We start from the raw sequence: 19,048 nt of genomic DNA on the forward strand, positions 1-19,048 counted from the left end.
GTATACCCCTATCTTAGGTTTTATCAAAATACTACTTAATAATCACATGCACTAAAAAGGGATAACAATTAATAATTGTTATCCCTTTTTTTATATTATACGTACTTTTTTATTTCATCAACCTTGTTTAGTTTTTCCCATGAAAGATCTAAATCAATTCTTCCAAAATGTCCATAGGCAGCTACTTGTTTATAAACAGGTCTTCTTAGTTCTAATTCTCTTATAATTACAGCTGGCCTTAAATCAAATACTTTTTCAACTATTTGAACTATTTTATCATCGTCAATTTTTCCTGTTCCGAAAGTTTCGACCTCTATAGATACCGGTTTAGCTACACCTATAGCATAAGCTAACTGAATTTCCAATTTATCTGAAACTCCTGCAGCAACTAAATTTTTAGCAACCCATCTTGCAGCATATGCAGCGGATCTATCAACTTTTGTTGCATCCTTTCCTGAGAATGCTCCACCTCCATGTCTTCCATATCCACCATAAGTATCTACTATTATTTTTCTTCCTGTTAAACCAGAGTCTCCTTGCGGTCCTCCAATTACAAATCTTCCTGTAGGATTTATATAATATTTAGTATTTTCATCTAATAATCCACTTGGAACTACAGGTTTTATTACATGCTCTTTTAAATCATTTTCAATTTGATCATGAGTTGCTTCTTCTGCATGTTGAGTTGAAATAACAATAGTATCTATTCTTACTGGCTTATTATCTTCATACTCTACAGTAACTTGAGTCTTTCCGTCCGGTCTTAAGTAATCTAATGTGCCATTTTTTCTTACTTCGCTTAACTTTCTTGCTAATCTGTGAGCCATAGCAATTGGTAGTGGCATGTATTCTGGTGTCTCATTAGTTGCAAATCCAAACATCATGCCTTGATCACCAGCACCTATTGCGTCAACCTTATCAATCTCGCCTGCTTTAGATTCTAATGCCTCATCTACTCCCATAGCTATATCTGTTGATTGTTCATTAATAGACGTAAGTACAGCGCATGTGCTAGCATCAAACCCGTATTTTGCTCTAGTATATCCTATGCCTTCAATGGTATTCCTAACAACCTTAGGAACATCTACATAACAACTAGTTGTTATCTCTCCCATTACTAAAACCATTCCTGTAGTAACCGCTGTTTCACAAGCAACCCTAGCATAAGGATCTTGCTCTAAAATAGCATCAAGTACAGCATCTGAAATTTGGTCACAAATTTTGTCTGGATGTCCTTCTGTAACGGATTCTGATGTAAATAATCTTTTCATTATAATTCTCCCTTCTATTCTCTAAAATTTCCCTATAAAAAAATAAAACCTCTTCCAAATATAAGAAGAGGTGATTTAATCATCTCCCTTATCTTGCAGATTATAACTGCAGGAATTGGCACCATGGTGCATTGCACCGGTTGCCGGGTTTCATAGGGCCTTTTTCCCTCCACCTCTCTTGATAAGAGTTATCAATTATTAAGTTTTAATTATAATACCATATGCATTCTATGGTGTCAACAGAATCTAAACCCTGTAAAAAATAAAAAAAGACATCTATAGATGTCTTTTGGTGGAGGAGGACGGATTCGAACCATCGAAACATTACGTAACAGATTTACAGTCTGCCCCCTTTGGCCACTCGGGAACTCCTCCATATGTGGAGCTGGCAATAGGAATTGAACCTACAACCTGCTGATTACAAGTCAGCTGCTCTACCGTTGAGCCATGCCAGCATGCATTTTATTCTATTTTAAAAAGATTATTATGGTGGGAACAACAGGGTTCGAACCTGTGACCCTCTGCTTGTAAGGCAGATGCTCTCCCAGCTGAGCTATGCTCCCATAATTTATTGTAAACCATAATTTATTGTAAACCATTATAAATGGTGGAGGAGGACGGATTCGAACCATCGAAACATTACGTAACAGATTTACAGTCTGCCCCCTTTGGCCACTCGGGAACTCCTCCACTTATGGAGCTGGCAATAGGAATTGAACCTACAACCTGCTGATTACAAGTCAGCTGCTCTACCGTTGAGCCATGCCAGCATATTATGTTTTATCATTTTGCCGTTTTACCGTTTTACCGTGTCGACAAGAATTATTATACAACTTTAATTAATTAATTTCAAGTCTATTATCCTTTAATAAACGACTTCTTCTCTCCATAACTATACTATTCGCATATTTGCTTAATATTAAGCATTGATACAACTTACTATTTGCACAAATAATTTATTATATTTTTTATTTGGTTTTCCTTCATATAGTTAATATACTTATATATCATTTTTTAATTAATCATTTTTTTATTCTTTATTATAATAATACACGGGATTTATTCATATAAATTATTCATAGGAAACTAATAATTTTTCCCCAGCGCAATACAAGGAGGTATATTTCTTGAGTAAAGCTAAAACCCATTATAAAGATCCTTTAGCATACTATACACTTTCTAATTTTCTAAAAGATTATATTGACAAAAATACTTTAGTTGTTTGCATAGGTACCGATAGATGTATAGGCGATTGTCTAGGTCCTTTAGTTGGTACACTTTTAAAAAATAGTTCCTTTCCATTACCTGTATATGGCACTATAGATAATCCAATTCATGCCTTAAACATAGATAGTAAATTATCTAAAATAAATGCATTGCACCCAAATTGTACTATAATAGGTGTAGATGCTTGTTTAGGAGACATTTCAAATATTGGAGAACTCCAAGCTAGAAATTATCCAATTCATCCTGGCAAAGGTGTAGGGAAAACCCTTCCTAAGGTAGGCACTCTTTCATTAATAGGTATAGTAGATTCAAGTGATGATAGTGAATTATTTACAAATAGAAACATAAGATTGAGCTTGGTAATGGATATTGCTAATGTTTTAAGCAGATCCCTCTTGCATTCATACTATTTGCACTCCCTTACCAATGAAGAAAATAATTTGAGCCCTGTTTAACATGCTTTAATTAGTTTTAAATAATTATCCACAATTTAAACTTACAAATCTTATATAATATAAAAATAAGCAATACAATTAAACTAATAATTGTATTGCTTATTTTTATAGCTTGCTTATACTTTTTATTCTGTTAAGCATAATTCTCTTCCATTGAATGAATTATCTAACTTATCCATATAATCCAATACTTTACCTGTTCCGAGTGCTACGCATGAAATCGGATCCTCCGCTAGATATACCGGAACTTTAGTAACCTCTTGTATGAGCTTACCTAAGCCTTTTAACAATGCACCTCCACCAGTCATAACTATACCTTTATCAGCTATATCTGCTGAAAGCTCAGGTGGTGTTTTTTCTAATACGGAATGTGCACATCCTGCTATTAAATATACCGCCTCTTTTAAAGCTTCTCTCATTTCTTCTGATGATACTTCTAAATTCTTAGGAAGACCTGTAATTAAATCTCTCCCTCTTATCTCCATGCTTGTCTTTTCTTCTTGTTTATAAGCACAACCTATGTTGATTTTTAAATCCTCTGCAGTCCTCTCACCAATCATTAATTTATGTTTTTTTCTGATATATTTTATAATCTCTTCATCAAACTTATCACCAGCTACTTTAACTGATTCACGTACAACCATGCCTCCTAAAGAAATAACTGCAATATCAGTCGTGCCTCCACCAATGTCAATAACCATATTACCACTTGCTCTAGTAATATCGAGTCCCGCTCCGATTGCCGCTGCTAGTGGTTCTTCTATAAGTTGAACTTTCTTAGCTCCGGCATTTCTACCTGCATCTTCTACCGCTCTTCTTTCTACTTCCGTTGCTTCGCAAGGTACACATATTACAACTTTTGGAGAAGATAGCCTTCTTTTCCCACAAGCCTTCTTGATAAAATGATTTAACATTTTTTCAGTTATGTCATAATCCGAAATAACACCGTCCCTCATAGGGCGTATTGCCACAATATTGCCTGGTGTCCTTCCTATCATTTGCCTAGCTTCTTCTCCTACTGCCAATACCTTATTATTATTTCTATCTATGGCAACAACAGAAGGTTCTTTTAATATAACACCTTTTCCTTTAATATATACAAGCACTGTAGATGTACCCAAATCTATTCCCATATCTGTACCCATTCTAAAAAAAAACATTTCAAAACCACTCCTGCTCTTTAGTATATTCAATATTTAAATTACACTAAACTCTATTCTATAAAGCTATAAGAAAACCCTCTTTTAATTTTAAAATTTTTTTATAGTTTTTAGCTTCGAATGTTTTTATCCTTGTGCTTCTTTATATTTCAATTTAGTTGCTCTTCCGCCTCTTATATGCCGCTCAGCTTTATTTATATCCAAAATTGTTTTTGCATCGCTGGCAATTTGAGGATTTATTGTGGGTAATCTTTCCGTCATATCCTTGTGTATAGTACTCTTGCTAACGCCAAACACTTTGGCAGTTCTTCTTATTGTAGATTTTGACTCGATAATGTACTTAGCAACTTCTAGTACTCGATCTTCAATATAGTCTTTCAAGTGTTGCCTCCTTAACCCTTATATATTTATAAATATGCATTATCTTGCTTTTAAATTCCATTCCAATTAGTCATCTTCTAATATATTTTTAAAAAATGGCTAATTGAGATGGTTATTGGTTATTTCTTAGTTTCTGCAGGTTGATATTTCTCATATTTTACATATTTAGCAGGATCAACATTCTTATTACTCTGCAGAACTTCAAAGTGTAAGTGAGATCCATATTCTTCCTTAAATGAATTTAAACTAGTGTTTCCCACTGTACCAATTTGCTGTTTTTTAGTTACTTTATCGCCTTTTTTTACTAATATTTTTTCATCTAGATTAGTACTGTTAGTAATAAATCCATTTTGATGATCTATCTTAACCATCTTACCTTTTTGGCCATTAACGTCAGTACCAACTTCTTTAACTATTCCATCCATAACCGCTACAACTGGCTCCCCTATTTTTGCTTGAATGTCAATACCTAAATTTGTCCTATAGCTTCCATCAGTCTTCCACACTACTGAATCAATATCTTTTGAATATGCCCTTGCGAGTAATCCATTTGCTACGGGATTTTCAAATTTAGCATTAACTGATTTAGATACTGCTGATGCCGCTTTTCCTGTTGTAACCTTTTTGATATCTGGTACCGCTTTAAGCGCTTCAGCCTTAGCTTTCTTTTCTTCTTTTACTTGAAGAGCACCCTCATATTCTTTTTGTTGCGCTTTTATAACATCTCCTGCATTTGCTTGTTGTTTTTGTAATGCTTCTTGCTTGCTTGAAAGCTTCTTATTATTATTTGCTGTTATAGACGCCACTGAAGCTACTATACATAAACAAACAAATAAAATTACATAGAATCCTTCCTTCTTAAAAAAATTTAATGTCTTATTGTTTTCATTCTTATTCATACAAACACCTCCATTTGTATTTTTGTCCATATTTTATTAAAACATACATATTTCCTAAAATTTATTTAAGTTAGTCTACATTTTAATAATATTTATATTTTATAGTTTAAAACATATTTTAAATTTTAAATTATTCACCCTTAGTTTTACTTAAATCATCTTCAAGTTTATTTTTATAAAAAGCAAAGCTGATTATCCATTTTTTATATAGGATAACCAGCTTATGTGTATTTTTTTTCATTTGGATATAACAGTCCCTTGATAATAATGAGTTAATATTTCAATATAGGTTTTCCCATCTTTCGCCATCGCATCCGCACCCCATTGACTCATCCCTACACCATGACCATATCCGCTGCAATCTATTTCTATATTGCTTAAATTAAACTTCATTTCAAAATTCGATGATTTTAAACCGAGCATTGTTCTAAACTTACTGCCTGTCATGGTTATATTCCCTACCTTAATACTCTTAACACTCCCTGCCTCAGTCCTATCAATTACTGTTATTTGTTTCTTAACATTAGTTGATGTTACCTTAGCATTATTATAGTTTTTATTTATAATTCGACTTAGATCTTTATACTTTAAAATTTTACTACTCTTAAAGCTTCCTGCTCTTTCTTCGCCTGGACTTTCTACACTCCTTAAATAAGGTATGCTATCGCTAAATACCTCTTCGGAATTTTCCGTTTTCCCACTGCTAGTTGCAAAATAATAAGGTTCCATTACTAAGTTGTTGTTATATGTTAAAACTTGTCCTAATGTTCCTTTAACCGCCATTTTAATCTTATTCCAATTTTTTTCACCAGAAGTTCCCCATTCTTTTATACGCTCTTCTTTAGTCCTATAAACTTGACAGTGGACTGTATCGCATAAATCAGCTCCATTACCATTTTTACATGGGGTTCCACCCATTTCTGTGACATGAGCTAAAGCATAAGTCCTAGCCGCCACTGCTTGAGATTTTAAAGCTTCTATTCCAAAATCAGCTGGCATTTCCGCTGCAACAACTCCCGTAACATATTCTTCTAAACTAAGTTCTTTTATATTATTTTCTTTTGACATAAAAACTTTAACTTTAGTGATTTTGGCTAGTGAACCATATTTTATAATATTTTCATTGTCTTCTACCTTAATTGCAGAGTTTTTACCCTTATTTATACTTTTATTATTTCCTACCCCCACTATTAAAACAGAAGTAATAACTATAAATGCAATAAATGCAGTTATTAATAGAAGGATATTTTTTAAATGTACTGTAATAAAAACTCTTCTCATTTTTTTCTCCTCTCGTTATAAAACAACCTTTACCTTATACATATTAAATAACTATAAAAAATATTACTTTTTCCCATTGACTAAATCCCTGTAAAATAATAGTGCATACTATTATGCATTTATTAAAAGAGATAACGGATAAAAAGATTTAGACCAGTTGTAACCAAAAGGCACCCAAAAATAATATACTAGTCATTGTGCTAGTTTATTATTTTTAGGTGCTTATTATAAAATAATTGGAATATAACACTTATATATTCCAACTATCCAAGTTTAAATTATAAGTGAACCGCCATATATTTTTATCGCTTATTGAATTTCCCTGTTATTTATGAGAACTCACTCTTTCTATGTCTGCTCCTAGTCCCTTTAATTTCTCCTCAATAGAAACATAGCCTCTATCAATATGATATATATCATTTATTGTAGTTGTGCCCTCTGCTGTAAGTCCTGCAAGTATTAATGCCGCTCCCGCTCTCAAATCTGTAGCTGTAACTTCTGAACCTGTAAACCTATCTATACCTTCTATTACGGCACTTCTACCATCTATTTTTATATTTGCTCCCATTCTCTTTAATTCTGTGGCATGCATAAATCTATTCTCAAAAATAGTTTCTGTAATTATACTCGTTCCTTTTACTGTACACAGTAAACTCATCATCTGAGCTTGCATATCTGTAGGGAACCCAGGGTATGGCATAGTTTTTATATCTATTGGGCTTAACTTTTTCCTACCATCAACTATTATGCTATTTTTATTAATTTCTATTCCTACTCCCATCTCTGTAAGTTTTGCTATTATTGGTTTTGAATGAATTTCATCAATACCATTAATTTTAAACAAGCTTTTCGTTATTGCAGCAGTTATCATAAATGTACCCGCCTCTATCCTGTCATATATCGGCTTATAAACAACTTCTTTAAAATCTTTAACGCCTAAAATTCTTATAGTGTCTGTTCCTTCTCCATATATTTTTGCTCCCATAGCCCTTAAGAACTTTGCTAGGTCTACAATTTCTGGTTCTTCTGCTGCATTTCCTATTATTGTTTCTCCCTCGGCTAGCGTTGCTGCCATCATTATATTTTCCGTTGCCCCAACTGACGGATAATCTAAATATATATTGCTGCCTATTAGTTTTTTTGCTTTTGCTTCCACATACCCGTGACCTACTGATACTTCTGCACCTAAAGCTGCTAATCCTTTTAAATGAAGATCGATAGGCCTAGTTCCAATATTGCATCCACCCGGCAGAGAAATTTTGAAGTTTCCAAATCTTCCAAGCATAGGACCCATTATTAAAAAAGATGCTCTCATTTTTCTAACTAATTCATCATTAGCTCCATTATTAAATAAATTAGTAGTATTAATTTTCACCATTTTAGTAATTTTATCTATATTAATATCTGCTTTAAGAGATTTTAATACATCACAAATTACAAATACATCTTCAAGCATAGGAGCATTTTCAATGGTACAACTATTACCGTTTAATATTGTTGCTGCAAGTATAGGAAGAACCGAATTTTTAGATGCACTTATATCCACTTCACCTTCTAATTTTTTCCCACCTTTTATAACTAATTTATTCATTTACTTCCTCCATTATATTGTTATTTTTAATAAGTTGTAATTATTTCAGGTGTACCAATGATAATGTATCTTCCAGATGAATAATTACATACAGCATAATTAAAATCGATTGACTTTTTATTGATTACCAGCTCATCGTATTTTTTAGTATATGCTATAGTACTTAGTCCATTATTTATACTCACAGTCTCAATATTGTAAGTCCCATGGGATTTCAAAACTTTTATTATCCTATTATTAACACCATAAATGTCTTCATTTTTAACACTTGAACTACTCTCTCCCATTTTCGCCTTTAGGTATTGAAAGTATTTGATGTTTTTGCCTCTATAGCCAATACTAGTGCTAACTTTATTTTTAAGAGATACTAGTCCATTTTCGTTACCTATCTTACTTATGTTTATCGTTATATCATTCTCATTTTTGTATTTTAATGCTTCTATATATCCTTCAACATTTTCACCAGAAAACTCTATACAATAAGAATTCTCATTTTCGGAAATGTTTAATTTTATTTTTCTGTTATTAAGTTCTAAAGACTTAACTAAATAGTCACAAAATTGTTTTGGTTCTTCTCCAGTTTTAAAGCATGTTTTCAATCCATACTCCACAGTTTTGCTTTTAGTTTGGAGTAATATTTCATCGAATAAATTAACTACCTCCTGTGCATTTGAGATTTTAACATTAATTTGTAAAATAATTAGACTTAATACTATACACAAAAGTGCGATACTTTTTCTTTTCATTTTAATCCCCCTACCCTTCAATTAAATTCTTGACCATAATTTATTTTTTTATTCTATAAATAATGGTTTTTTAATATTCATGTTATTAATAAAATCATCCCCCAGCACAAGTGTGAAGAGGGCTATTTGATTCATTATATAGGTAGGGTTATTTTAAAAATTGATATTTAGTATATATCCATTCTTTATATTATTAATATATAAAATTTTAGTGGAAATGTGCTAAAAAAAATCAAATGCCATTTTTTAGCAAAAAAAAATGAAGATATATTAATATCCTCATTTTATAATCTCTATCCTTTTGTCTTGATTCTTTCAAGCGCTCTTAAAATAGCATTCTCTGTTCTTATAAAACCAATTCCATGCTTATGTCTCAATCTTTCTTCTGCTCTTTCTTTAGCCTGCCTTGCTCTTTCAACATCTATATTCTCTGGCCATTCACAGGCACTACATAACATTTCTACCTCACCTTGAATCACTCTTAAAACTCCCGTTGATGTAAAAGCTTTTAACTTTTTACCACTTACATCTGTAAATGTTGTCACCGTAGGTTTTAATGGAGATATCATAGGAACATGATTGGCAAAAATACCAAATCTGCCATCATCACTCTCCGTGTTCAAACTCAGTATTTCACCACTATAAAACTCCTTTTCCGGAGTAAGTATAGTAAGCTTTATATGATTTTCCATATAAATACACTTCCATTTCTATGCACATATTCTTAAAATACTTTATTAACCAGCCATAGTTTTCGCTTTTTCTACTGCCTCTTCTATAGATCCAACAAACATAAATGCCGCTTCAGGTAAGTCATCATGCTTTCCTTCAATGATTTCTTTAAATCCTCTTACCGTTTCTTTTACTGGTACAAATTTACCTTTCATTCCTGTAAATTGCTCCGCTACAGTAAATGGTTGAGATAAAAACCTTTGAACCTTTCGCGCTCTTAATACTACCATCTTATCCTCTTCAGATAATTCATCTATCCCTAATATTGCAATAATATCTTGAAGTTCTTTATATCTTTCAAGGATACGTCTAACTTTTATTGTAACATCATAGTGTTCCCTACCAACTATTCTAGGATCAAGCATTGTTGAAGTAGATTCTAGTGGGTCTACCGCTGGATAAATGCCCAATTCAACTATCCCTCTAGAAAGCACTGTAGTAGCATCAAGATGACTGAATGTAGTAGCTGGTGCAGGATCAGTTAAATCGTCTGCCGGTACATATACAGCCTGAACAGATGTAATAGATCCTTGTTTTGTAGATGTAATTCTCTCTTGTAATTGTCCCATTTCCGTAGCAAGTGTTGGTTGGTACCCGACCGCACTTGGTATTCTGCCAAGTAGCGCAGACACCTCTGAACCTGCTTGTGTAAATCTAAATATATTATCTATGAATAAAAGTACATCTTGACCATGATCTCTAAAATATTCTGACATGGTAAGCCCTGTTAACGCAACTCTCATTCTAGCTCCAGGTGGTTCATTCATCTGTCCAAAAACTAAAGCCGTTTTAGATATAACTCCTGACTCTTTCATTTCATTATAAAGATCATTACCTTCCCTAGTCCTCTCACCAACTCCGGTAAATACTGAAAGTCCATTATGTTCTTTTGCAATATTATTCATAAGTTCTTGAATAAGAACCGTTTTACCAACTCCTGCCCCACCAAAAAGACCAATTTTACCACCTTTTTGATATGGCGCTATTAAGTCTATTACCTTAATACCTGTTTCAAACATTTCTGGCTCAACAGACTGTTCTGCAAATGTTGGGGCTAACCTGTGAATAGGCATATATTTATCTACTTTAACTTCTCCCATTTCATCCATAGGCTTTCCAAGAACATTAAACAGCCTTCCTAGTACTACATTCCCAACTGGAACTGATATTGGACTACCTGTATCAACTGCCTCAAGACCGCGGCTTAATCCCTCTGTGCCTTCCATAGCTATTGCTCTTATAATATCATCACCAATATGCTGTTCAACCTCGGCTACAACCACTCTATCATTCATCTGAATTTCAATACTGTTGTAAATATTGGGAAGACTATCTGAGTCAAACTTTATATCTATAACAGGCCCTATTATTTGAACTACTTTTCCTATATGTCCTGGCATTGTTTTCACTCCCTTTTACCTTTGAGCTTCCGCTCCTCCAACTATTTCTGAAATCTCTTGTGTAATTGCACTTTGTCTAATCCTATTATAACTTAAATTAAGTTTATCAAGTATATCATTGGCGTTGTTAGTAGCCGATCCCATAGACTCCATTCTAGCTCTGTGCTCACTTGCTTTTGAATGCAGCATAGAATTCAGCATTTTACCACTTAAAAATAATGAGGTAATCTCATATATTGCGTTTTCATCTATTGCCTCAATATCTACATACTCTTTACTGCCATTCTCTTCATTATCAGAACCTAGAGGAAGTAACTTTTCAATTATAACTTCATTTTTCAATGCCGAAATTAGCTTTTTATAAACAATGTAAACTTCACCAACATCTCCGCTACTATACATACCAAGTGCACGATTACTAATAGTAGAAGCTTCCTTTTGAGTAGGCACATCTAAAATTTCAACGTATTCAGCCACAGTTTCAATATTAATTTTTTTAAGTAAAGCTCTACCTTTTTGACCTACAATTATTACATTGTAATCTTCTTTATTGCTTTTTATGCTATTAGTTAGTCCATTAACTACTGACCAATTAAATCCACCACAAAGACCTGTATCTGATGTCAATACAACATACAATTTTTTGCTGTTATTGTTTCCTCGTGTATAGATACTATCATCTTCATAATTATCTTTAACCTGTTTAACAATTTCCTCAAGCCTATATAGATAATTATTGTTAACATCCACCTTATTTCTTATTTTTTTATATTTAGATGTGGCAACTAATCCCATGGCTCTGGTAATTTTTGTAGTATTTGTTATGGATTTTATTCTTCGCTTAATTGCAATAAGCCCCATACCTGCCATGTTTCACCTCTCTTTAGTCTTGATAATATATTATCAAGACAAATTAATTATCACCTAAAGGCGCTATTAATATCATCACCTTTAGGTGCTACACTAACGACTCGCCTCTAAAATGTCGTTAATATTTTTCAACTAAGAACATTTTTTTAAATTCATCTATAGCTTCAATAAGTTGTTGTTTTATTTTATCATCTAGTACCTTATTATCCATTATTGCTTTACCTACTTCTCTATGATGTGTGTCCATATACTCCAAAAACTCACTCTCGAATCTCGTTACTTGATGTACCGGAATATCCATAAGATGGTTATTTGTCCCAGCAAAGAAGATCATAACTTGTTTCTCTACTGACACTGGCATATATTGATCTTGCTTTAATATTTCAATTAATCTTTTCCCTTTTTCTAGTCTCATTTTTGCATCTTTATCAAGATCCGTACCAAATTGAGCAAAAGCTGCAAGCTCCCTATACTGAGCAAGTTCTAACCTTAAAGTTCCAGTAACTTGCTTCATGGCTTTTATTTGAGCATTTCCACCAACTCTTGATACAGATATTCCAGCATTAACTGCCGGTCTTTGCCCTGAATGAAACAATTCAGCTTCAAGAAATATTTGCCCATCCGTTATGGAAATAACGTTAGTTGGTATATATGACGTAACATCGCCTGCAAGAGTCTCTATTATAGGAAGGGCAGTTAATGAACCCCCACCTAATTTTTCTGAAAGCTTTGCTGCTCTTTCGAGTAGTCTTGAATGAATATAAAATATATCTCCTGGATAAGCTTCCCTACCTGGCGGTCTACGAAGTAATAGAGACATAGCTCTATATGCCACCGCATGTTTAGATAAATCATCATATACTATTAACACATTCTTACCATTATGCATAAAGTATTCTCCCATACTACATCCAGCATAGGGTGCCAAATACTGCAATGGTGCCGAATGAGAAGCTGTAGCCGCTACAACTATTGTATAATCTAGTGCTCCCATTTCAGATAGGGTATTAACAATATGTGCAACAGTAGATTGCTTTTGACCAATAGCTACATATATACATATAACATCTTTGCCCTTTTGATTTAAAATAGTATCTATAGTTAAAGCTGTTTTACCTGTTTGCCTATCTCCAATTATAAGTTCTCTTTGACCTCTTCCAATTGGTACCATAGAGTCTATTGCTTTTATTCCAGTTTGAAGTGGTTCTTTAACTGATTGTCTTTCAATAACTTCAGGCGCTTCGACTTCTACTGCTCTTGTCTCCGTAGTCTTAACTGGGCCTTTACCGTCTATTGGTACACCTAGAGCATCTACAACTCTTCCTATTAAAGCCTCACCTACAGGAACTTCTACTACTCTACCAGTTCTTTTTACTATGTCCCCTTCTTTGATGCCCTCTTCTGGTCCTAAAAGTACACATCCTACATTATCCTGTTCTAAATTTAGTGCCATACCAAATATTCCATTAGGAAACTCTAAAAGTTCATTTTCCATGCATTCATCTAACCCATATACTCTGGCAATTCCATCACCTATTTGAATTATTGTTCCTGAGTCAACAGTGTCAATCGTCTTTTCATATCTTTCAATTTCTTTCTTTATTATGGATGTTATTTCTTCTGGTTTTATATTCATAAACTCACCTCCATTCCTATTTAAACATTAATTTTTTCATTTCCTCTAATTTACTTTTTATCGTGCCATCAATAACGTCATCGCCAACCCTTATATACACTCCGCCTATAACGCTTTTATCTAATCTTTCATCAAATATGATTTTTTTATCATACATTTTGTATAATTTCATGCGCAAGTTTTCTCTTTCGGTTTCCTTGAGAGGTATTACTGTTTTAACCACCACCATTAAAGTGTTATTACGCTCTAAGTGGATTTTTTCCATCTGCTTAAGTTTTTCTGCTGTAAACAATATTCTGTCTTTTTCTATAAGAATAAGTAAAAAAGATAAAAGATCTTCATCAATTTTGCCCTTAAAAATCCTAATAAACATCTTCTTTTTTGCAGAAGTACTTATTTGTGGGTATTTAATAACTTTTAGGAACTCAGAGTCATTCTTCATAAGTGAAACTATTTCTCGCAAGTCATTTAAGTATTCTTCAACTTTCCCTTTTTCCTCGGCAACTGTATATAGTGCAAGTGCATATCTTTTATCTAAGTATTCATACATTTTAGCTACCTACCTTAAAAATAAAATCCTCAATCAGTCTTCTGTGCTCTTCTTCACCTATATGCTGTCCAAGAGCTTTTTCAGATAATACTAAAGATAAATCTATGACTTGCTTTTTAATTTCACTTTGCGCCTTTTCTCGCTCTCTATCTATTTCGACTCTTGATCTTTCAATAATAAGCAAAGCTTCTTTTTTTGCATCTTTAATTAATTCTCCAGATATCTTTTCTGCTTTTTGTTTGTATTTTTCAACTATTTCCTTACCCTCTTTTTTTGCTAAGTTTAATTTTTCACCATTTTCTATTTTCAATCTCTTAGCTTCTTCTTTATCATTCCTCGCTTGTTCAAAAGAAGAGTTTAATTCTTGTTTTCTTGTGTCTAAAATCCTATTTACTGGTGTAAATAAATAACGTTTAGCAATAAAAAGTAGTATAAGGAAATTTATCATTGCAGCTATAATATTACCTAAGTCCATCCCTATCTCCATATATATAAAATCTCGGTTTATAAATTTCTTTTACCATTACGAAACCGAAACTTTCACCTACCTTCCCTTTACCTATTTCTTTTTAACCTTTTACACCGAATAAAATTAATAATAACGCTATTAAGAAACCATAGATAGCTGTTGCCTCCGATAGTGCACCACCTATAACTAACACTCTTGTTATTTTATCACTAGCTTCTGGTTGTTTTGCAATACCCTCCACAGCCTTCGCTGTAGCATTTCCTGTTCCTATACCACCACCTATAACCCCAAGTGCTGCTATTCCAGCTCCTATTGCTGACATTCCTGCGACAAATCCTGTTGAAACCATAAAATATTCCTCCTATTCATTTTTATTTTACTCTTCTGAAGTTATTACAATATTAATCATTGTTAACATTACAAAAATAATCATTTGGATAGTACCATCAAATAAATCAAAATACATGTGTAACGGTATCGGTATTCCGAGTTGCGCCACCCAAGTAACGCTATTCAATGCACTATAAACTAATTCCATAATTATAGTTGCCGCAAACATATTTCCAAATAATCTTAGACTTAAAGATACCGGCAACATAATTCTCTCCATTATATTTACTGGAAGTAATAAAGGTAATGGTTTTGCATAGCCAGTAAAATACTGTATAACACCGGATTTCTTAATTGTATAACCCTGTATCACTATAAATGTAATTAAACTCATTCCCAAAGTTACACTATAGTCTGTAGTAGGTGGTTTTATTCCAAGTATACCTACTAAATTCATTGATAAAAGATAAATTCCTAATGTACCAATAAATGGAACAAAAGCCTTAAAATTTTTACCCATGGTCTCTTCTATTGTTTTTTGAACAAATTCTACAAAAATTTCAACTACACTCTGTTTTTTGTCTGGTATTTTTTTTAGATTTCTATTAATAAATGCTATTAGTAATATCAATACCAAAACTATTACCCACTGTGTTATTAAACTAGCTGTAATTTGAAAATTATATCCAAACAAATTCACACTAGGTAGTTGTGCGATCGTTGCCACTTACTCACTTCCCTTCACACTCTTTAATATTAATTCCGTAAAGTACTAGAGAAATCAATTGTGAACTATACCCCAATATAAACGCAATTATAGCAAAATTAGAATAATTAAAAACCATCAAGCCTGTTACGCATACTATAATCACCCTAAATACAAAGCCAAATAAAGTAACAACTCCATATTTGTTTTTTACTTTGCATAATATAAAATTAACAGATATTAAATTAAATAACAAATTAATACTTGCCAATATTAAACCTAATAAAAAAAACACTGCGTATTCCTTATTAATAAAATAAATTACTACAGTCCCAATAAGTGCTATAAAAAAGTTAAAAAAATTAATTTTTTTATACATCTGTGCTGATTTAACATTCACTTTTTTCTTCCTCTCATCATTCGCTAATATTTTTATATTATAGTCTACTAATTTTCATAAACAAAGCCTAGTATTTCTTAATTTTCAAAGCTATATAGCGCTATAAGTCGATTTTATATTAATAATCTTATGTTTCTTCTGTATATCTCTGTTTTAAGATATTTTAAGGCTTAAAGAATAATACATACTTGTTTTATTCAATTAATCTATTTCTTTCAATGTGCTCAATGTACTAAATGTTCGTAATATTCTCACTATTCTTCTCAATATTAGTGGCTTTATTAACTTTTAATAACTTTAAAATATAGATTCTGTTTAGTTAAACATTTACAAAAAATCTATTAATAGATATATCTTCTATTAATTTTTTTTAGTTTTTAAAACAATTGCAATATATATATTCTTTTAATTCAAAAATTTTATGCTATTTTACGTATTTCACCTTATAATTATCATCTAACGGTAAAAATATACATTGTATTTAGATATTTTAGTAGGTATAAGCTTTTAAATACCGTATATTATAATAAACGATATATTTAAGTCTACTTCGTTGTTATACATGCATTTGATTTTTTTCACTTCGTAAACTGTTATTTTAAACTTATTCACTTGTAAAAACCGCAAAAAAATAAGTCTAAGAATTTAATTTCTGCCTCCTTAGACTTAGTTTAAAAATTATTTATTAGTACCTTAATTGCATTTCCCATATACCTTTATGTTTTATCTTTATCAAAGTAATTCACTAGTTCATCTACTATTTTAGCAGAAGCATTTCCATCTCCATAAGGATTAATTGAATTACTCATGTGATTATACTCATCTGCATTTCTAAGAAGATTATTAGCATGCAATACAATTTTATCTATATCTGTCCCAACTAGCCTTACAGTGCCAGCATGCTGCGCTTCTACTCTCTCCGTAACTTGCCTAAGAACTAAAACTGGTTTACCTAAATGAGGAGCTTCTTCCTGAATTCCTCCTGAATCGGTCATTACTAGATAACATTTTTTTATTAAATTATGAATTTCTTTTGTATCTATAGGCTGAAGTAAATGTATCCTACTTACGCCTTTTAAAATGCTGTAAACCGTATCTTTCACTACTGGATTAGGATGAACTAGATATAATACTTCGACATTTCGATTTTCTTCAACAACAATTCTCAAAGCATTACATATATTTTCAATTCCAATTCCCCAATTTTCTCTTCTGTGAGCCGTAACCATTATGACTTTTCTGTTTTCATAATCAATTTCATTTAGCTCACAATTTTCAAAAATATACTTCTCTTTAATTGTAAACTTCATAGCATCAATAACTGTATTTCCCGTAACAAAAATAGTACTTCCCTCTATTCCCTCTCTTAATAGGTTTTCTTTAGAGGTCGTTGTAGGTGCAAAATGCAAATCTGCTAAAGCGCCAGTTAACTTCCTATTAATTTCTTCTGGGTAAGGAAAAAATTTATTATGACTTCTTAGCCCTGCTTCTACATGACCAACAGGTATTTTTCTATAAAAAGCTGCCAGAGACGCTGCAAATGTTGTTGTTGTATCTCCATGTACAAGTACTATATCCGGTTGTTCTTTTTCAAAAATCTCCTCTAAACCTTGAAGAACAGAACATGTTATCCCCGTTAAGCTTTGTTTCGCTTTCATTATGTTTAAATCATACTGAGGTACAATATCAAAAATTTCCAAGACTTGATCTAATATTTCTCTGTGCTGCGCTGTGACACATACCGTGCATTGTATTTGAGAATTTTTTTCTAATTCCTTAATAAGAGGTGCCATTTTTATAGCCTCAGGTCTTGTACCAAATATTACTATAACCTTAATATTTTCCACCAGATACCTCCTAATTTTAATTTATAACCACATGTTAACTAAATTACTCTTTTTGCTGAAAAATTCCATATTTCCATGCCACTAAAACTATTATAACCATTACTGATGCTAACAAAAAATATGCCCTTTGATTACTAATTTGCATAGCTATAATGGCAATCCCACCTAAAACAGCGCTTATAAAATACATGATAATAACTGCTTGTTTTTGGCTGAGTCCCATATCCAAAAGCCTATGGTGCAAATGGCCTTTATCTGCTTGCATCATAGATTTCCCATTAACTTTCCTTCTAATCATAGCGAAAAGAGTATCATAAATAGGTAATCCAAAAGCTAAAATTGGTACTGCAATAACAAAAGATGTTGCAGATTTAATAGCCCCTTCAATTGAAATAGCCGCCAGAAGAAACCCTAGTAATTGAGATCCCGTATCCCCCATAAATATAGAAGCTGGATTGAAATTGTATGGTATAAATCCTAAAACAGCACCACTTAAGACAGCAGTCAAAAATGCTGCTTCGAGTCTTCCATTAAGCAAAGAAACTATCATTAAGGTAACAGAAGATATAAATGCTATACCTGCTGCTAAACCGTCTAATCCATCTATTAGATTAAAAGCATTAGTCACACCTACAATCCATATTATTGTTACCGGGATGTAAACCCATCCTATACTTAGATAAGGGTAAAATTCTCTAAAAGGGTTAGTTACAGTTGATATCCTTATACCTGATACTAAAAGGCATATGGCCGCTATAACCTGTATTAAAACCTTATATTTAGGACTTAAATCTTTAATATCATCTATAATGCCCCCAATAACAATAATAGTTGCTCCAATAATTATACCTATTTGGGAAGTTGTTAGGATGCCATTATATAAAATTATTCCTATAACAAAGGCTATGTATATAGCGAGCCCTCCCATAACTGGAATAGGCTTATTATGAACTCGCCTTTCATCTTTAGGAATATCTATGGCATTCACCTTTATTGCTAATTTCTTAACTAAAGGGGTAATTATAAAAGAAATTAAAGCTGTAATTATTGCTAAAATATACCTATTACTCATAAAAAACCTTTCTTTCACAAAAATA

The 19,048-nt window shown here is 32.3% G+C and carries 19 protein-coding genes, 5 tRNA genes and 1 riboswitch; of the genes, 1 reads left to right on the plus strand and 23 read right to left on the minus strand.

The genetic code is table 11. The features are described from left to right. Positions 1-95 precede the first annotated feature (95 nt). From metK to KTC94_RS09730, 6 genes are all read right to left on the minus strand, one after another. Entirely contained in the window at positions 96-1,271 is a 1,176-nt protein-coding gene (gene metK / locus KTC94_RS09705) for a methionine adenosyltransferase (RefSeq protein ID WP_220286871.1), read from the minus strand. A gap of 85 nt (positions 1,272-1,356) precedes the next feature. Continuing rightward, positions 1,357-1,459: riboswitch (SAM riboswitch) on the minus strand. A gap of 102 nt (positions 1,460-1,561) precedes the next feature. After that, positions 1,562-1,646: transfer RNA gene (locus KTC94_RS09710), tRNA-Tyr, on the minus strand. A gap of 5 nt (positions 1,647-1,651) precedes the next feature. Continuing rightward, a tRNA-Thr gene (locus tag KTC94_RS09715) sits at positions 1,652-1,726 on the minus strand. Between the two features lie 32 nt (positions 1,727-1,758). Beyond that, a tRNA-Val gene (locus KTC94_RS09720) sits at positions 1,759-1,834 on the minus strand. A gap of 42 nt (positions 1,835-1,876) precedes the next feature. Continuing rightward, positions 1,877-1,961, minus strand: a tRNA-Tyr gene (locus KTC94_RS09725). A gap of 5 nt (positions 1,962-1,966) precedes the next feature. After that, a tRNA-Thr gene (locus tag KTC94_RS09730) sits at positions 1,967-2,041 on the minus strand. A 357-nt stretch (positions 2,042-2,398) separates the two neighbouring features. Between KTC94_RS09730 and yyaC the strand changes: the two genes are divergently transcribed. Continuing rightward, positions 2,399-2,953: a spore protease YyaC gene (gene yyaC, locus KTC94_RS09735; RefSeq protein ID WP_216303344.1), complete on the plus strand. Its 555-nt coding sequence runs from the start codon at positions 2,399-2,401 to the stop codon at positions 2,951-2,953. A gap of 125 nt (positions 2,954-3,078) precedes the next feature. Here the strand turns inward: yyaC and KTC94_RS09740 are convergent, their stop codons facing one another. The 17 genes from KTC94_RS09740 to KTC94_RS09820 all read right to left on the minus strand — a co-directional run bounded on the left by KTC94_RS09740 (position 3,079) and on the right by KTC94_RS09820 (position 19,023). Continuing rightward, positions 3,079-4,113 carry a rod shape-determining protein gene (locus KTC94_RS09740; RefSeq protein WP_216303345.1) on the minus strand — a complete coding sequence of 345 codons (1,035 nt, stop codon included), beginning with the start codon at positions 4,111-4,113 and terminating at the stop codon, positions 3,079-3,081. 126 nt (positions 4,114-4,239) lie between these two features. Continuing rightward, positions 4,240-4,494, minus strand: coding sequence for a sporulation transcriptional regulator SpoIIID (gene spoIIID, locus KTC94_RS09745; protein WP_165413074.1), 255 nt, complete (start codon positions 4,492-4,494; stop codon positions 4,240-4,242). Between the two features lie 119 nt (positions 4,495-4,613). Beyond that, positions 4,614-5,393: a M23 family metallopeptidase gene (locus tag KTC94_RS09750; protein WP_216303346.1), complete on the minus strand. Its 780-nt coding sequence runs from the start codon at positions 5,391-5,393 to the stop codon at positions 4,614-4,616. 237 nt (positions 5,394-5,630) lie between these two features. Then, entirely contained in the window at positions 5,631-6,674 is a 1,044-nt protein-coding gene (spoIID, locus tag KTC94_RS09755; RefSeq protein WP_216303347.1) for a stage II sporulation protein D, read from the minus strand. 325 nt (positions 6,675-6,999) lie between these two features. Then, complete coding sequence (gene murA / locus KTC94_RS09760) at positions 7,000-8,265, minus strand: UDP-N-acetylglucosamine 1-carboxyvinyltransferase (protein ID WP_216303348.1); 1,266 nt, start codon at positions 8,263-8,265, stop codon at positions 7,000-7,002. 26 nt (positions 8,266-8,291) lie between these two features. Next, positions 8,292-9,011, minus strand: coding sequence for a YwmB family TATA-box binding protein (locus tag KTC94_RS09765; protein WP_220286869.1), 720 nt, complete (start codon positions 9,009-9,011; stop codon positions 8,292-8,294). Between the two features lie 293 nt (positions 9,012-9,304). Next, complete coding sequence (locus KTC94_RS09770; protein ID WP_216303350.1) at positions 9,305-9,703, minus strand: F0F1 ATP synthase subunit epsilon; 399 nt, start codon at positions 9,701-9,703, stop codon at positions 9,305-9,307. 45 nt (positions 9,704-9,748) lie between these two features. Further along, positions 9,749-11,143: a F0F1 ATP synthase subunit beta gene (gene atpD, locus KTC94_RS09775; protein ID WP_216303395.1), complete on the minus strand. Its 1,395-nt coding sequence runs from the start codon at positions 11,141-11,143 to the stop codon at positions 9,749-9,751. A 15-nt stretch (positions 11,144-11,158) separates the two neighbouring features. Next, positions 11,159-12,013 (minus strand): ATP synthase F1 subunit gamma, encoded by an 855-nt coding sequence (gene atpG, locus KTC94_RS09780; protein WP_216303351.1) that lies wholly within the window; start codon positions 12,011-12,013, stop codon positions 11,159-11,161. A gap of 118 nt (positions 12,014-12,131) precedes the next feature. Continuing rightward, entirely contained in the window at positions 12,132-13,649 is a 1,518-nt protein-coding gene (atpA, locus tag KTC94_RS09785) for a F0F1 ATP synthase subunit alpha (protein WP_165413066.1), read from the minus strand. 16 nt (positions 13,650-13,665) lie between these two features. After that, on the minus strand, positions 13,666-14,199 hold the full coding sequence (locus tag KTC94_RS09790; protein WP_216303352.1) for a F0F1 ATP synthase subunit delta: 534 nt from the start codon (positions 14,197-14,199) through the stop codon (positions 13,666-13,668). Between the two features lies 1 nt (position 14,200). Further along, positions 14,201-14,674 carry a F0F1 ATP synthase subunit B gene (locus tag KTC94_RS09795; protein WP_187351425.1) on the minus strand — a complete coding sequence of 158 codons (474 nt, stop codon included), beginning with the start codon at positions 14,672-14,674 and terminating at the stop codon, positions 14,201-14,203. A 94-nt stretch (positions 14,675-14,768) separates the two neighbouring features. Further along, entirely contained in the window at positions 14,769-15,017 is a 249-nt protein-coding gene (gene atpE / locus KTC94_RS09800) for an ATP synthase F0 subunit C (protein ID WP_165413064.1), read from the minus strand. 27 nt (positions 15,018-15,044) lie between these two features. Continuing rightward, positions 15,045-15,725, minus strand: coding sequence for a F0F1 ATP synthase subunit A (locus KTC94_RS09805; protein ID WP_165413063.1), 681 nt, complete (start codon positions 15,723-15,725; stop codon positions 15,045-15,047). 4 nt (positions 15,726-15,729) lie between these two features. Beyond that, positions 15,730-16,104, minus strand: a complete 375-nt coding sequence (locus KTC94_RS09810; RefSeq protein WP_220286868.1) for an ATP synthase subunit I — start codon at positions 16,102-16,104, stop codon at positions 15,730-15,732. Between the two features lie 716 nt (positions 16,105-16,820). After that, the gene (wecB, locus tag KTC94_RS09815) at positions 16,821-17,951 is read right to left on the minus strand and encodes a non-hydrolyzing UDP-N-acetylglucosamine 2-epimerase (RefSeq protein ID WP_220320218.1); all 1,131 of its coding nucleotides are present in this window, start codon (positions 17,949-17,951) and stop codon (positions 16,821-16,823) included. A gap of 43 nt (positions 17,952-17,994) precedes the next feature. Beyond that, entirely contained in the window at positions 17,995-19,023 is a 1,029-nt protein-coding gene (locus KTC94_RS09820; RefSeq protein ID WP_216303355.1) for a glycosyltransferase family 4 protein, read from the minus strand. Between the last annotated feature and the right edge of the window lie 25 nt (positions 19,024-19,048).

The organism is Clostridium sp. CM028 (assembly GCF_030585565.1).
Taxonomy (GTDB): domain Bacteria; phylum Bacillota; class Clostridia; order Clostridiales; family Clostridiaceae; genus Clostridium_AD; species Clostridium_AD estertheticum_B.